The sequence below is a fragment of the Paraburkholderia tagetis genome (genome assembly GCF_022213065.1).
In the GTDB taxonomy this organism is placed as follows: Bacteria; Pseudomonadota; Gammaproteobacteria; order Burkholderiales; family Burkholderiaceae; genus Paraburkholderia; species Paraburkholderia tagetis.
This window is the reverse complement of sequence record NZ_JAKLJA010000014.1, coordinates 22,490-38,268: the sequence shown is the minus strand read 5'-3', so window position 1 is coordinate 38,268 and position 15,779 is coordinate 22,490. Positions and strand designations below refer to the sequence as shown.

Annotated in this window: 13 protein-coding genes; 3 read left to right on the top strand and 10 right to left on the bottom strand. The window is 62.0% G+C overall.

Going from position 1 to position 15,779, the window contains the following annotated elements; all coding sequences use genetic code 11:
• Positions 1 to 31 precede the first annotated feature (31 nt).
• The 6 genes from L5014_RS18065 to L5014_RS18040 form a co-directional block, all read right to left on the bottom strand.
• Complete coding sequence (locus L5014_RS18065) at positions 32 to 1,156, bottom strand: acyltransferase family protein (RefSeq protein ID WP_238465108.1); 1,125 nt, start codon at positions 1,154 to 1,156, stop codon at positions 32 to 34.
• Positions 1,157 to 1,211: 55 nt separating this feature from the next.
• On the bottom strand, positions 1,212 to 2,396 hold the full coding sequence (locus L5014_RS18060; protein WP_238465107.1) for a glycosyltransferase family 87 protein: 1,185 nt from the start codon (positions 2,394 to 2,396) through the stop codon (positions 1,212 to 1,214).
• Positions 2,397 to 2,491: 95 nt separating this feature from the next.
• Positions 2,492 to 2,851, bottom strand: coding sequence for a GtrA family protein (locus L5014_RS18055; protein WP_238465106.1), 360 nt, complete (start codon positions 2,849 to 2,851; stop codon positions 2,492 to 2,494).
• A gap of 248 nt (positions 2,852 to 3,099) precedes the next feature.
• The gene (locus L5014_RS18050; RefSeq protein ID WP_238465105.1) at positions 3,100 to 4,200 is read right to left on the bottom strand and encodes an acyltransferase family protein; all 1,101 of its coding nucleotides are present in this window, start codon (positions 4,198 to 4,200) and stop codon (positions 3,100 to 3,102) included.
• A 12-nt stretch (positions 4,201 to 4,212) separates the two neighbouring features.
• On the bottom strand, positions 4,213 to 5,427 hold the full coding sequence (locus tag L5014_RS18045) for a glycosyltransferase family 87 protein (protein WP_238465104.1): 1,215 nt from the start codon (positions 5,425 to 5,427) through the stop codon (positions 4,213 to 4,215).
• A gap of 230 nt (positions 5,428 to 5,657) precedes the next feature.
• Entirely contained in the window at positions 5,658 to 7,052 is a 1,395-nt protein-coding gene (locus L5014_RS18040) for a phosphomannomutase/phosphoglucomutase (protein ID WP_238465103.1), read from the bottom strand.
• Between the two features lie 317 nt (positions 7,053 to 7,369).
• Between L5014_RS18040 and L5014_RS18035 the strand changes: the two genes are divergently transcribed.
• The 3 genes from L5014_RS18035 to L5014_RS18025 all read left to right on the top strand — a co-directional run bounded on the left by L5014_RS18035 (position 7,370) and on the right by L5014_RS18025 (position 10,881).
• Positions 7,370 to 8,632, top strand: coding sequence for an oligosaccharide flippase family protein (locus L5014_RS18035; RefSeq protein WP_238465102.1), 1,263 nt, complete (start codon positions 7,370 to 7,372; stop codon positions 8,630 to 8,632).
• The gene (locus L5014_RS18030; RefSeq protein WP_238465101.1) at positions 8,629 to 9,468 is read left to right on the top strand and encodes a glycosyltransferase; all 840 of its coding nucleotides are present in this window, start codon (positions 8,629 to 8,631) and stop codon (positions 9,466 to 9,468) included. Before L5014_RS18035 ends, L5014_RS18030 begins: the two co-directional genes overlap by 4 nt.
• A gap of 192 nt (positions 9,469 to 9,660) precedes the next feature.
• Positions 9,661 to 10,881, top strand: coding sequence for a glycosyltransferase family 87 protein (locus L5014_RS18025; protein ID WP_238465100.1), 1,221 nt, complete (start codon positions 9,661 to 9,663; stop codon positions 10,879 to 10,881).
• Between the two features lie 147 nt (positions 10,882 to 11,028).
• Here the strand turns inward: L5014_RS18025 and L5014_RS18020 are convergent, their stop codons facing one another.
• From L5014_RS18020 to L5014_RS18005, 4 genes are all read right to left on the bottom strand, one after another.
• Positions 11,029 to 11,166 carry a hypothetical protein gene (locus tag L5014_RS18020; protein ID WP_238465099.1) on the bottom strand — a complete coding sequence of 46 codons (138 nt, stop codon included), beginning with the start codon at positions 11,164 to 11,166 and terminating at the stop codon, positions 11,029 to 11,031.
• A 552-nt stretch (positions 11,167 to 11,718) separates the two neighbouring features.
• A complete protein-coding gene (locus tag L5014_RS38635) occupies positions 11,719 to 12,777 on the bottom strand; it encodes a hypothetical protein (RefSeq protein ID WP_274389413.1) in 1,059 nt (352 codons plus the stop codon).
• A 1,162-nt stretch (positions 12,778 to 13,939) separates the two neighbouring features.
• Positions 13,940 to 15,103: an acetylornithine deacetylase gene (gene argE / locus L5014_RS18010; protein ID WP_238465098.1), complete on the bottom strand. Its 1,164-nt coding sequence runs from the start codon at positions 15,101 to 15,103 to the stop codon at positions 13,940 to 13,942.
• Positions 15,096 to 15,773 (bottom strand): DUF1028 domain-containing protein, encoded by a 678-nt coding sequence (locus tag L5014_RS18005; protein WP_238465097.1) that lies wholly within the window; start codon positions 15,771 to 15,773, stop codon positions 15,096 to 15,098. The genes argE and L5014_RS18005 overlap by 8 nt, the downstream gene beginning before the upstream one ends.
• Between the last annotated feature and the right edge of the window lie 6 nt (positions 15,774 to 15,779).

Below are 15,779 nucleotides of genomic sequence, written 5' to 3'. Positions count from 1 at the left end.
AGCACACCCTCTGACAAGAAATCCTGCGGTACTAGCGGGCGGACGCTCCGGTGCGGCTGCTGCGATCTTCAGCGCAGCTCGGCGCAGATGGCGGCATGTGATGGTTTGCACGCGAGTCGGCCCACGCATAGACCCGGTCCCGGAACGGGATTTCAACGTAGCGGTGCAGCAAGTGAGTCACGGAAAAAGACGCACAAAGGAAAGCCACACCGCCCGTCAGTTGATATGCAATTCCGGACTTCCCGTACAAGAGCCATCCAGCGAGCGGCAATACGCACAGGGAATGTCCAAGATAAAGGGAGTAGGAAACCTTGCCCAGATATTGCGTCGGGCGCGTTTGCAGGAGCGCCGCTAGCGGTCCGCGATCGGAAATGAGCGACGCAATGAGCAAGGCAAAGACGAAGGGCGCCCCAAAAGCGGCAAGAGGCAATGCGGATGTGCTTGCAATAAACACAGGCGTAGCGACGGCCATGGCGAACTGGACGCAGGGTGCGGAAAGTGATTGCAGGTGATTGCGGAAAAGCGCGACCAGCGCGCCGACAAAGAATCCTGCAAGGCAACGCGCCCATCCAAAGGAAATGTATAAATCCATACAGGGAGGGTTGTGTGTGCATGACGCTGCATCAACATAAATCGCGGTCGCGAGTCCGAATACGGCGGCACTAGCGAATGCGAAAGCCATCTGTGTGCGGCTACGTGCGATAAGGCAAATGCCCGCGAACAAGAGGTAAACATAAAACTCGTCGCTGGTGCTCCAGGCGCCTGGATTGCCGATGGAATGATCGAAGAGATTGAACCCCTGAGTCAGGGTCGCGATTGACAACGCCTCCCCTGCTGTCGGCACATACATGCCCTTGAGTGCGAGCATCAAGGGCAATCCTCCGATTAGATAGAAAAGGATCGCGGTAACAATATGCAGCGGCCACAAGCGCCCGATCCGGCGCGCGACGAAACGCCGAATATCACGGCCGGTTTTGAGTCGATCGCCGTAGGCCGAGAAGATGACAAATCCACTCAGCACAAAAAAAAGGTCGACGGCGAGATAGCCGTTCCGGATAACGCCGGAGAAGCGTGACAGCAGCCCCATGTGAAGCAGCATGACCAGCAGCGCTGCCACGCCGCGCAGGCCCTCCAGGCTTCGATTTATCGTTTTCAAGCTGCCCTCCGATGTGACGCGGGGAAGCAGAAGACAGAGATCGAGTCAGCGAAGTTCAGCGCGAGCCACCGCACTCCGCCGCGACCGTGCAGGCGCATTCGTTAGTGTGTACGGCCCGCTGAGCAACATGGCGCCGCACGACGACCAGCAGCAACGCGAATACGATGAACGGCACATAAGCGCCGGCCGCCCAATCTCCCGGCGTATAAGCGACAACCGGCGAAAGCCACGCGCACACCATCACCATGGCGTCGCCCCGAATCCAGCCTTTGCGGGCGCTGTCCCGCACCAGCCACAAAATGGGCAAGCCCAGCAAAAGCAAGTCGTAGGGCATCAAATAGGTCGGCACCAGCAGCGTGCCAAGCACGAGCGCCGACGCCCGCAACTCGAAACTTGCCCGCCCGGCCCAAAGCCATGCAACGACGCTCACAGTCAGCGCCGCCACCACCGCGTGAAGCAGATACGCTGTCGACACCGCCACCCCGAAATGCCGTGCGACGCCGAACACCGTCGATATGCCGCGCGGCCAGCGGTCCGAATACTGGACCACGAACTGGTTAAACGCGGGCAGCGCCTCGGCAAACCGGGAGAATGTGCCGAATCCGAGCACGAACCCCGAAAGCGCGCAAAACACGCCAACGGTCAGTGCCGCCGAGACGAACGCGCGCCAATTCCTGCCGAACAACAGCGCAACGGGAATCATGAGACCCAGCTGCGGCTTGATAGCAAGCAAGCCGAATAAAATTCCTGCGAGCCATGGCCGCCGATCGAGACAGACAAGGCCAAGCCCCAGGAGTCCAAACGTCAGAAACGAGTTCTGCCCCGCGCCTATGGTCACCCAGATTGCGGGAAAAGCGACGACCGGCAGCCACCATGACAAGTCCCGTACCGGTGGCAGAATACGTGCGCACGCCTTGAACGCGAGGACAATCCAGGCCGAGACGTACGCGATGCACGAGACCTGGAACGGCAATAAGGCAGCCGGAAGCATGACGAGGAGAAACGTCGGCGGATAGGTCCACGGCGTGACGAACGGGGATGGCAGCATGTTTTGAAGCGGCAAGGCAATCGGCTCGATCAGCGCGGTATCGAACGCATTGACTGCCGGCCCGTGCAACGCGAGCCAGGAGGCGCTCCAGAATACGGCGAAATCCCAGCCAGGCGGACTGACGTTGGGCACGGGGTCGATCGCTCCGAGCCATATCCGCAGAGAGAAGTAGCCGATATTCACCAGCAGCACGAAGGCCGCGTAGGCGCGAATACGTTGCGCGTCGAGCCAGCGGGGCGGTCGATGCAACGGCACACAGGCGGATTGAACGGTCTTTTCGTCCATGGTCACACCGTCTGATAGGTCCATCGGGCATGCAAAACGTAAGACAGCGCGGGTATGCAGAGAACCACGGCGAAGGTAGGCAGCCAGATCGTCTCCCGCCCGCACAGCAAAGGGATCAGTGCCGCGGCCAGAAACCCTGCGATCGAGACTGTGGCAAAGCGCAGAAAGCGCGCTACGGTCGGACGCGACGAAAAGCTCCACAGCGTCTGCAGCAGAAACGAGACAATGTTGGCGATAACGAACGCCGCAACATTAGCGACGGTGGAGTCGCGGACCAGCCAGTTGAATACTGACCAGGCGACCGAAACATGAACGCCGGTCGCAATGACCCCAGCGATTCCAAACCTGATGATACGCGGCATCCCCCGTCGCTCCTTGAAATGCGCGACGCTCGGGCCGGGTGATGCTGGCGCGCCGCTTCTTGCTCAGGTAGCGCGCTTCGTTCCGGTCGTGCATCGCAATAGCTTGTATCGCCAAGTATGAGAGAACCACGAGCCGCACGACAGCCGGAACAACTGCGGTATCGTTCGCGAACCCACACATGGCTATCGAATCGGCGATAGCCGCCATGCCGCTCGAGGCTGCCCGGGCACCTCACAACCCTTGCAGGCTACGATTTATAGTCTTCAAGGCGCCCTCCCATAGTTGCGTTTCTCCGAACGGAAGGCAACTTGTCGGCCAAAGCGTAGATCCGCTCCCGCAACGGAATCTCAATGTATCGATGGAAGAAATGGGCGAGCGCGAAGGAAGCGAAGAGAAAGCCTGCGCAGCAAGCTGTCTGCCATACCCAATTACGGTGTCCGGGAATGTCGACCAGATTCACAAAGTAGACCCTGAAAATGGCATGGCTCATATACAGCGCATAAGACACCTCTCCAAGGTATTGCAGCGGTCGTTTGCTTAGCAGACTGGCCACGGGTCCGCAGTCGCGCGCCAATGAGGCGACGAGCAAACCAAATACAATCGGCGCCGCAAACGCAAGTGCCGGCACAACGGCGGTGAGTTGGAGCAACACAAGCGCACTGAGCGCTGCGATCACTTGCCATTTTGGCGACGTCAGGAAATGCAGGGCGTCTGCATGTCGAGCCAACAGTGCACCGAGAAAATAGCCAGCCAGGCAGCGTGCCCAGCCGAAAGAATAGGTCATGTCGTAGCAAGCGCCATATCTAAAGCAGGAATCGGCATTGACCCGGAAAGCTATCGCGAAGCCCGTAATCATGAGGGCGGCAAAGAGCAGCGACACTCGCATGCGCAGTGCCATGCATATCGCCGCAAAAAGAATGTAGACGTAAAGCTCATCCCCCGCACTCCAGCTGACACTGTTCCCGATGTTGTGGTCAAAGAGATTGAATCCGTTTGTCATCGTGAGCAGGGAAACGAATTCCGCTGGGTTCGGTACCACGACGGGTTGCCTGGACATGACTGAGTGCATGCAGAGCAGCCCGTAAAAGAGCACGAATGAGACGACGTGCAGCGGCCAAAGTCGTCCGACGCGACGAACCAGAAAGCGGAGAACTTCGCGGGTATTCGTCAGCCGGGATGCGTAAGCAGAGCCGATCACGTACCCGCTAAGCACGAAAAAAAGGTCGACGCTGAGATATCCGTTCTGGATGACCCCGGACCACGCAGACAGTATCTCCATGTGAAAAATCACGACCACAAGCGCCGCAATTCCGCGCAGGCCTTCGAGACTTCGGTTCGTTGTGTGCAATCTGGCCTCCCGCTACAAGCGGTTTTCCTGAAGGAAGCGACGGGCGACGATCACCATCAAGACGACCAGCAAGACGGCTGCCCACCGGCTCTTGAAGGGCATGAACCACGTAATCAGTGACGCAAGAGGAGCGAGCCAGGCGAGCACTGCAACGATATACTCCGCGCGCGCGGGTCCACGCGATTTCCGAAGATCCTCGGCTAGATAAAGAATTGGCAACAGAAGCCATGCCAGGTCGTAGTACAGCAAATAAGTCGGTATCAGCAATGCGGTCGTAACGGCTGCCGCCTTGGCCAGCGATGAGTGCGGCTTGCGAAGCCATATCGTGATCGTGAACAGCAACGAGCCCAAGGCAACAAATGCATGAAGCGCGTACGCGACAGCGATGCTGGCCCCTGAGTGACGCGCGATCGCGAAGACCGTAGGCATGGCGTCCCATAGGTTGGCATAGTTATTTTGGACTGCCGAGCTGAACCATGCAGCCATCTCGGAGAAGCGAAGCCAGAGAGGCGCCCCGAAAACGATGCCGCTCATGAGGCAGAGCAGTGCTGCTGTCACCGCGGCTGCAAAAAACGCCTTGAAGTTCCGGCCGAACAGGAAAAGCAGAGGAAATATGGGCGCGAGCTGCGGCTTGATGACAAGCAGTCCAGCGCACACACCGGCTGCAACCGGACGTTTCTCGAGTAACCCCAGCGCGCCGGCGGCGAGCGCGAGCGTAATCAGTGAATTCTGGCCATGAATGGTGGCGACCCAAATGCCGGGAAAGGCGATGACGGCCGCCCATGGCAGCGGCCTGGATTTCATCAATGGGGCGCACGCTAACAGACAGCACGCGATGCTAGCGCCGCAAAACAGCGCATACGCCGCAGGGTAAGGAAGTATCGCGAGCGGAAAGATGAGCAGCTGAAACGGAGGGGGATAGACCCAGAGGGCACACGGGCTTTCCACTCCCGTTCCTTGAAGCAACGTGTTTTCGACTGCATGCAGGAGATCTGGATTGAATGCAGCAATGGCCCCTTGATGGATGGAAATAAAGGAGGCGCTCCAGAACACGCGAAAGTCGAGACCGGGAGGCGGCACATAGCGACTGTGCAATAGCCAGCACGACACAACCCAGACCCCGATCACAATGATCTGCCCGACAAGCAACGCGCTGCTGTACGCGGCGATTCTTTCCCGTGTGAAGAACGCCGGTTGTTGGACCTCCTGGCTAACCAACGCTTTCAAGAGGACCCCCGATCGGTATGTTATGAGTGGCGATTCATCCGTTGGGAGATTGTGTCGGGGGAAAACGAAATGAGGTGTGTGCCAGCGAACACCCATGTAGCAGTTGAACGACCAGCCGTCCACCGGACGGACAAAAAAGGGCACGGCGCCGGGCGGTGAAACCGCGCGGCGCCGCGTTAGGCCTTACTTCGAATATCGCGTCAGGACGGCGTTAAACGCACACCGTAGCCTCAGAACGGCAGCTTCGCGTCCGGCTTCTCGGCGAGGATCACGCGCTTGAAGTCGGCCTGAATGCGCGCGAGCGCGGCGTCGTTGTCCGCCTCGAAGCGCATCACCACCACGGGCGTGGTGTTCGACGAGCGCGCGAGGCCGAAGCCGTCCGGATACTCCACGCGCAGGCCGTCGATCGTGATGACGTCGTCGGCGCCCGTGAACTTCGCGTTCTTCTGGAGCTTCGCGATCAGCGCGAAGTTCTCGCCCTCTTCGAGCTTCAGTTGCAGTTCGGGCGTGGCGTGCGAGTTCGGCAGGTCGTTGAGCAGCTTGCTCGGGTCGGCCACGCGCGCGAGGATTTCGAGCAGGCGCGCGCCCGTGTACAGGCCGTCGTCGAAACCGTACCAGCGGTCCTTGAAGAACACGTGGCCGCTCATTTCGCCGGCCAGCGGCGCACCGGTCTCGCGCAGCTTCGCCTTCACGAGCGAGTGGCCCGTCTTCCACATGAGCGGCTCGCCGCCCTTCTCCTTCACCCACTTCGCCAGATTGCGCGTGCACTTCACGTCATAGATGATCTGCTTGCCCGGATTGCGCGAGAGCACTTCCTCCGCAAACAGCATGAGCTGGCGATCCGGATAGATGATCTCGCCGTCCTTCGTGACCACGCCCAGGCGGTCGCCGTCGCCGTCGAATGCGAAGCCCACTTCGGCGTCGGTTTCCTTGAGCGCACGAATCACGTCCTGGAGGTTCTCGGGGTGGGCCGGGTCCGGATGGTGGTTCGGGAAGGTGCCGTCCACTTCGGTAAAGAGTTCGACCAGTTCGCAGCCGAGCGCCTTGAACAGACGCGGCGCGAGCGCACCTGCCACGCCATTGCCGGTATCGACGACGATCTTCAGCGGGCGCGCGAGCTTCACGTCGCCCACGATGCGCGCGACATATTCATCGGCGATATCGTAGTCGGCGTAGCTGCCCGCGCCCGACTCGAAACGCTTATCGACGATGCGCTGATAGAGCGCCTGGATCTGGTCGCCATAAATGGCCTTGCCGCGCAGGACCATCTTGAAGCCGTTGTAGTCGGGCGGATTGTGGCTGCCCGTGACCACGATGCACGAGTCGATGCTGCGCTCGCCCGAGGCCAGCTTGAGCGGCACGCTGGCCGCGAAATAGCCGACCGGGGTGGGCACCATGCCCACGTTGACGACGTCCACGCCCGCGGCGCGCAGGCCGTCGGCCAGCGCCGCCGAGAGATCCGGCCCCGAAAGACGGCCGTCACGCGCGATCACCACCGCATCGCCGCCCTGCGCACGCACCTCGCTGCCGAACGCCCGGCCGATCGCGCGTGCGGTGTCGGTGTCGAGTGTCTTGCCGATGACGCCGCGAATGTCATAGGCCTTGAAAATCGATTGAGAAATCATAGTGAGGCTCACAGTGCGATTGAAAGTCGGGGTGTATTCGTAACATGGTTCACCCGTGGCGGGGCCAGTGGTTACGAAAAGTCGGAATCGTTACAACTATAATTGCCGTTTTTCGGCGTCAGCCGTTGCTCAGTCGTGGTTACCTTACCTTTCGGTTACTGCCGGTTACCCGCTGATTACGCACCTATTTTAATGCCTCGCCGTTTCCTTCAGACGACAAAAACCGCGCCAGACCCGTCAAGGTCGGACCTGACCCCATGCGCGAGCATGCGCCGTGCCCGCCACCTTGCCCCGGGCGCCACCGGCGCTTCCCCGCGATGCTGAGCCTCAAACGCTACGCGAACCCCGACGTGAGGCGCGCGTTCGCCAACATCGTCTGGCTCGGCCTCGAACGCGTCACGCAGATTGCCGTGGCCATCGTCATCAGCGGCGTGCTCGCACGCTATTTCGGCCCCGATGTGTTCGGCAAGTGGCAATACGCCAACACGCTGCTGCTCGTGCTCGCGCCCATCACCTGGGTCTGCGGCGCCGAGATTCTCGTGCCGACCATTGTGAACAAACCGCGCGAGGCGCTGGGCACCGTGCTCGGCAGCGCCTTCGCGCTGCGTATCGGCGTCTCGGCGGCGGCGCTGCTCCTGACCTGGGGCGGAATCGCGCTGGGCGTGACCGACCCGCTCGTGGGCGCGATGCTCGCTGGGCTCGCCGTCACGATGCTGTTTCGGGAGCCGTTCGTCGGCGTGATCAACGCCTGGCTACAGAGCATGACGTACAGCAAGCCGCAGTTGCTCGCGAGCATGTGCACGGCCGTGGTCAAGGCGCTGCTCGTGTTCCTGCTCGCGCGCGCGGCGTTCGCGCCCGCCAGCTTCGGCTGGCTCTGGGCGCTCGAATCGGCGGCCATCGGCGCGGCGCTCGTGCTCTATTTCCGGCGCCAGCACGGCGGCAAGCTCGGCTGGCACGTGGACCGCACGCTCTTCAAGCATTTCGCGACCGCGGGCACCGTGTTCTGGCTCGGCCTGATCTGCATGTACCTGTTCCTGAAGCTCGATCGGCTCATGCTCGAGCGCACGATCTCGTTCGCCGATCTCGGCCGCTACTCCGCCGCGCAGCAGCTCAACGAAAACTGGATCACGCTCGCGCTCATGCTCTCGCAGACGATCGCGCCCGCCTTCGTCTACCGCGTGCAGCAGACCGCGCAACTGCGCCGCAATCTCGTGCGCCTCTTCGCGATGACCGCCGCGCTGATGGTTGCGGGCGCAATCGTGCTCGATGCGCTCGCGGGATTCATCATCGGTCACGTGTTCGGACCGGACTATGCGGACGCGATCGGCATCTTCCGCTGGGCCGTGTGGCTTTCGCTGCCAGCGGGCATCGAGGCAATCGGCAATCTCGTCGTGCTCAAGTACCAGGCGAAGTTCGTGCTGCTCGCCAAATGGCTGCTCGCGCTCGCGGTGGCGTTTGCCGTGAATCTCGTGGCGATTCCGCGCCTGGGTTCCTATGGCGCGCTCGTCGGTCTCGCGTGCGGCTATCTCGCGGCGGCCTGCGTGAACTTCTATTACATCCGCTTCAAGTTGGCTTCATGACGAATTCCCCCGCCGCCACGCACGCCGATGCACGCACCGGCGCACTCGCCGACGTGGCCGTGCTGATGCCCGCCTTCAACGGTCAGGCCGACGTCGAGCGCACGCTCGCCTCGTTCGAAGAAGAAGCGCCGGTGTACGCGCTAGTCGTCGACGACGGCAGCACGCCGCCGATCGTCGCGCCGCGCGTGCCGGGCATGCAGATCGAGGTGCTGCGCATGCCGCAAAACGGCGGGATCGAGCGCGCGCTAAAGGCTGGCGTGGACGCGCTTGAGGCGCGCGGCTTTCGCTACGCGGCGCGCATCGATTCGGGCGATCTCGCCGCGCCACAGCGCCTGACGAAGCAGCGCGCGCGTATGGAAGCGGAGCCCAGGCTGGCCGCGCTCGGGACGTGGACGCAGGTAGTGAACCGCGCTGGCGCGCCACTCTTCATGCTGCGGCCCGCCGCCGATGCACGCACGTTGCGCCGCACGCGCATGCTGCGCTCGCCGCTCGTACATCCTTCGGTGATGCTGAGAATCGATGCGGTGCTCGCGGTGGGAAATTATCGCGTGCAGTATCCGGCCGCTGAGGACCTCGATCTGTTTTTGCGCCTGATGGAACGTTATGACTGCGCTAACTTGCCGGAGCTTGGGCTTTATTACGAGCTCAATGAAGGTGGCATCAGCGCGACGAAACGGCGGCGTCAGATTACCTCCACGCTGCGTTTGCAGGCGCGCTATCTGAACGTGTTGAATTGGCGTGACTGGGCGGGGATCGCCAAGAGCCTGCTGCATTTCGTGACGCCTTATGGAGCGTTGCAGCGGATGAAGCGCGCGTTGTTTGCGCGCGGCGCGTGAGCACCAGCGGCGCGCACAAAACCCTCGCCCGTTCCGGCCGGACTCGCTCGCATACGAACGGGCCATCCGAGAACAAAAAGAAAGAATGTTTGTTCGTTTGCCGACAAACAGTCTCTTGTGACTCCCCCAAACTGTCACGATTCCACCGTTGGCGGAATCAATGCACAAGCAGGAATTGCGGGGGAGCCGTTCATGGGCCGCAGTACACACTGGCTGAATCAGGAGCGCCTCAAAATCTACCCGCGAACCGTGCTGGGTTTGATCGTGGCCGTCTCCATTGCCTGGGTCCTCCTGTCGAAGAATCTGCTGGACCTGCAAGGCAAACCCCTCGGCGGCGACTTCATTGCGTTCTGGGCTGCCTCTCATATCGCACTTGCCGGGCATGCTGAGGACGCCTACAACCTCTCGTCGTTTTTCAAGGCCGTGCAGGTCGCAGTGCCTGCTTCGCAGTCGATCTTCGCCTGGTACTATCCACCCAGCTTCTATCTGGTCGTGCTGCCACTGGCGCTATTGCCCTACCTGGCGGCATATCTGACCTTCACGCTATCGACGCTGGCCTGCTATCTGCTGGCCCTGCGTCGCATCGTTTTCAACACTACCGCGAAGTGGTGTCTGGCGGCGTTCCCCGGCTTATGGATGAACGTCTTTCATGGTCAGAACGCGTTCCTGACGGCGGCGCTCGCCGGGACCGCAATGCTTTGCCTCAGGCGGCGGCCCATCCTGGCCGGCGTGTTCATCGGGCTGCTCACTCTGAAGCCCCAACTTGCCGTGTTATTTCCGGTCGCATTACTCGCGATCGGCGCGTGGCGTACGTTGATCTCCGCCGCCTTGACTGCCCTGTGCTTTTTCGGTCTCGGTACCGCAGTGCTAGGGACCGCCACGATTAGAGGATGTATTGCCGGACTGGGCGATGCGCGGCAATTTCTCGAAAGCGGCGTGCTCCCCTGGGCCAAGATGCCGAACGTCTTCGCGTTCCTGCGGCTACTCGGCACGCCTGTTATCGGCGCGTATGCCGTGCATGGCCTGGTCGCTGCGGGCGCCGTAATTGCCGTGTGGTACGTCTGGCGCCGTTGCGCAGACTGGGAACTGCGCGGCGCCACTCTGTTCGCAGCGACATTCCTTTGCAGTCCCTACATGTATGACTATGACCTCGCATGGCTAGCGTTTCCAATCGGGTGGCTAGCGCTGGCCGGCCTGCGTAGCGGCTGGCTACGCGGTGAAAGGGAAGTGCTCGTGGCGGCGTGGTTATTACCGTTGGCGATGGATCCGGTGGCGATCGTGCTGCATGTTCAAATTGCCCCGTTTGTCCTGATCGCGCTGCTGATCATCGCCGTGCGTCGTGCAGCCAGGTCGTCGAGAACAGCCACTATGGTCGTTCACTGCCGGGATAACGGATTCCTTTCGGCACGCTAGCCTTCACGCTCGATGCGCTCGTGGGCGTCATCATCGGTCAGGTGTTCGGGTGCGTTGTGGGACGCGTCGTGGGGACGCATTGAGCGCGACGAGATCGCCAAATAGCTGCTCGTTGTGGCTGACGATAACCAGGTTGGAGGTCGCGAGCTATTCGTTATCGAGTGCGATCGACACAAGCAGCAGCAGAACGGACGACCAGACGAACAGATCGCCGAACAGACTGGACGTGCCTAGTCCAGCACCTGCCATCACACTCGACAGCCAGAAAGTGAATGCACTCATCATGAGCGCACCATGATGAGGGTTGCATTGCGTCGCTTTGCTTCTGCTGCCGCTTTCTTCGCGTCGCTGTACATCATCGAGTGACCCAAAATTGTGATCAATTCCGCATTGCGCGTGGATGTGCAATGTTTCCACGTCCGCGCGTAGTGGGTCCGTGCGCAAACGCATAGAACGTCGTATCGAACGTGGATTTCATGATGTTCCTCGTGGCCCGGCAATCAGTAAGCAAGATTCGGCCAGGATCGGCCCGTTGCGTCAGGTCCACTGCCTCAACCTGAACCAGATCGAGCTGGGCACGCACGGTGGCGAACAAGGTCATGCTGCACAGGCCACGTGGCACCGACTTCGAGGACTAGTGGGAGTCGCGTTTTATGGCGCGATATGCGTCGCGCGTACCGGTGACTGTCTGAATTTTCCGCCGTTCCGTCAGCCTCGTTTTCACGAGGAGAGAATGCGCTTGTGCCGGTTGAAATCCTCCGCCCCATGAAGGGGGGGAGGATTTCTGGAGGAAGCAGCCGCGAGGTGCGGCTGTTCACTGCAAGGGCTTTCCAGGCATCAGCAGTCGATTGATTTACTAGTGCGAACCGTGGCCGCCGCTACCTTGCCCACCGTTGCCTTGCCCACCGTTACCCTGACCACCGTTACCCTGACCACCGTTACCCTGACCACCGTTACCCTGGCCTCCGTTGCCTTGGCCTCCGTTGCCTTGGCCTCCGCTGCCCTGGCCTCCGTTGCCCTGGCCGCCGCTGCCTTGGCCTCCGCTGCCCTGGCCGCCGTTACCGTGACCGCCGCTGCCTTGGCCTCCGCTGCCCTGGCCGCCGTTACCGTGACCGCCGTTGCCTTGGCCTCCGCTGCCCTGGCCGCCGTTACCGTGACCGCCGTTGCCCTGGCCGCCGCTGCCTTGGCCTCCGCTGCCCTGGCCTCCGCTGCCCTGGCCTCCGTTGCCCTGGCCTCCGTTGCCCTGGCCGCCGTTACCGTGACCGCCGCTGCCCTGGCCTCCGCTGCCTTGGCCTCCGCCGCCCTGGCCGCCGCTGCCCTGGCCTCCGCTGCCTTGGCCTCCACCGCCCTGGCCGCCGTTACCGTGACCGCCGCTGCCTTGGCCACCGTTACCTTGGCCTCCGTTACCTTGGCCTCCGTTGCCCTGGCCGCCGTTACCGTGACCGCCGCTGCCCTGGCCTCCGTTGCCCTGGCCTCCGTTGCCCTGGCCGCCGCTGCCTTGGCCTCCGCTGCCCTGGCCGCCGTTACCGTGACCGCCGCTGCCTTGGCCTCCGCTGCCTTGGCCTCCGCTGCCTTGGCCTCCGTTGCCCTGGCCTCCGTTACCGTGACCGCCGCCGCCCTGACCACCGCCGCCCTGGCCTCCGCCGCCCTGGCCTCCGCTGCCCTGACCACCGCTACCTTGACTGCCAGTACCTTGCGCACCGCTACCCTGGCCGCTGCCAGTCTGTGCTCCCGCGCCCTGACCACCGGCACCCTGCTGGCCGCCGCTAGCTTGACTTCCCGTGCTTCCAGTACCAGTGCCGCCTGTGCTTCCTGCACCCGCGCCCCCGCTACTTGAACTGCCCACAGTGGTACCTCCCACCCCAGTACCCGTCGTTCCAGCGTCACCTGCGCCACCGTTTGCAGCTCCTGCGGTCGCGGCCCCCACGTTGGCTCCGACACTGCCAGCGATCCCCGTCCCACCGGCAATACCCGGATTTCCGGTGCTGGCGCCCGTGCCGCCGTCCGTCGCAACGCCAGCCATGCCGGCCCCACCGGACCCGTCGCCATCGCTCGCACCCGATCCCGGGCTGGCTGCCGAACCGACGCCTGCCCCCGTGGCGCGTGCGCCTCCTGGCATCTGCGGGCCGGTCGCAGCGAGAGCATCAGTTGCGCCTATAGGCCAATCGATGCCGCCTTGTCGGAATGACGGACCTACGCTATCTGCGAGGACATCCGGCGCGTTCTCCGCAGTGGACGGGCTCGCCATCCCCGTTCCCGCTTGCAGACTAACCGCCAGCATCGCCAGAATTTTCAATGACGCCCGCTCCCTACCTCCCCGGCTCTTCCTTTTCATTTTGAATTCCTAATTAATAAATTGTCGACGTCAACTTTCGACGCTACCTCGAGCAGCACCGCCGATTGCTCAGCGCTTGCCGCCCCCCTTGTGTCGCCAAGGTATCCGGGACACGAAGAAGGAACCGTTCGCTACCTCACTGAGCGATTGAAAGCGGGAGGAAGTCTGAAATAAAGAACCCGACGGACGACCGCTGGGCAGACCGGTCTCAGGAAGTCAATCGTGCCGATAGCGGACAGGTTGCCAAGCCAACGATCGCCTTGGCAGAAACGTCGCAATTGGGCGTCCAGCGCGTTACGGATGGGATCGGCCGTTCGAATGACGGCATGGCGGAATGTGCGGGCGGCAACATTTGACCGAGGCCGAGCGCGCGTAAAAGCGCAGGGATCGGCAGATCGGTAGACTTCGGCGTTTTTAGACCTGTTGATCGACGGCAGAAAACCTGACGGGACGATTCACTGGGCGATGGCCGGAATCGTTTGCGCGCGGCGCGAAGCAACCACCGATGTGGCGATCGATGGTTGGACAAGACTCGGTGACGCAGTCCGGTTCGTTGTCGAAAGGCAGGAGCGAGAGGGTTAACACCGGTAGCCACTCCGATGTCCATGCAACATTTTCAAGCTTTCGCGTCGGACAGCAGCCACTCCTGCTGAAGCGTGCTTCGTTCACGCGCGGAGCGTGAGCAACACGCCGGGCGATGCATTATGTGCCTGCCGCGATGACTCAACCGGCGCCAACGGCGTACCGTGCGACGCGCTCCATCATCGAATCGCAGCCGTGAAGTTGTTCGACCGTCACATATTCGTCGGGTTTGTGGCCTTGATCCATGCTGCCCGGGCCGCACACGACGGAGGGAATACCCGCGTAGTTGAACAGCCCGCCCTCGGATCCGTACGCGACCGTACCAAACGCCTGAGAGCCGCTGAGCATCGACAGAATGCGCGCGGCTTCGCTATCGGGCGGTGTCGCGAGCCCCGGATAGGCGGACAGCAGTTCAAAACGGATCTCGGTATCGGATTTCACGGCACGCATCTTCGGTAGCAGTTCCGTTTGCGCATACGTCTGCAAGTCGTCGGCAACCGCGTTCGCATCGAAGCCCGGAAGCGCGCGCACTTCAAAATCGAATTCGCACTCCGCCGGTACGATGTTGAGTGCGCGACCACCTTTGATGACGCCTGTCTGTACGGTCGAATACGGTGGGTCGAACCGCTCGTCATGATGCTCGGGCCGCGCCAGGCGCGCGCCGATCTCTTCCAGGCGATTGATCAGACGCGCCGCGTGCTGAATGGCGTTGACGCCGTATGGCGCATACGCGGAATGGCAAGCCGCGCCCTTCACCTGGCAGCGCATCGCGAGCTTGCCTTTGTGGCCGAGCACAGGCTTCAGTTCGGTAGGCTCGCCGATCAAACACAACAACGGCTTGTGCGGCCGCTTTTCTAGCTCCGCGAGCATCGGCCTCACGCCCAGGCATCCGACTTCCTCATCGTATGAGAACGCGAGATGCACCGGAATCTTCAATTCACTTTCGAGGAACAACGGCACCGCGGCTAAAGCCGACGCGAGATAGCCTTTCATATCAGCCGTCCCACGTCCGTAGAGCCGCCCGTCTTGCTCGCTCAGGCTGAACGGATCGACACTCCACGCTTGACCGTCGACCGGCACGACATCGGTATGCCCCGACAGCACGATGCCGCCTCGGTCACTCGGCCCGATGGTCGCGAACAAGTTCGCCTTCGTGCGCTCCGCGTTGTAGAACAGCTCGCACTCGATGTGTAGTTGTGCAAGGTAATCGCGAACGAACTCGATCAGCTTCAGATTCGAATCGCGGCTGACCGTCGCAAAGCCGATCAACTGCTCAAGCAGATCGCGGCTCGTCATTTCACTCATCGCCAGGGACTCCGTAGCTTGGCGCGGCGGTTGGGTTCAATGCACGAGTCACGTAGTCCTGCATCTGCGGCTGGTACGCCTGCCAGAGACCATCGAGCTTGCCGATGGGATCATCGTCGGCCCAATCGACGCGCAGATCGACGAGCGGCCAGCTCTGTTCCCCGGCGATTTTCAGCGCGGCCGAATGCACGGGCCCCGCTTCGCCGCCCGCCGAGATCGCCGCATGCATCGCCGCAAGCAGTCGGTCCGCAAGATGACCCGACGCGCTCTCGAATGCGGGAATCATCGCCTCGATCACGTAAACACCCGAGAGCATATTGCCCGCCGCGACGCATTGCTTGCCCGCGACCGCGTGATACGTGCCGAGCGCTTGCTTGCCGCTGAAAAACGCGGTGCGCCCTTGTGCATCGACCACCGTCACCTGTCGGTACTCGTTCCATTCGCTCTCGCTCAACGCGCGATCCAGCGCTGCGGCTGGATCGAGCTTCGCGCTCTCCATATGGTCGAGGACCCGCGGACCGAGTGCGGGCAGCGTGACGTTCTGCGTCGCGACCACGCCGACGCCCGCGCGTACCCACGGACACCGCGCGCCCACCGCGATGCTCGATGAACTGATCGCGATACCAAGCTGCCCGGTCCGCTCACAACGCCCGACGATAGAAAAAGTCATGTCCCC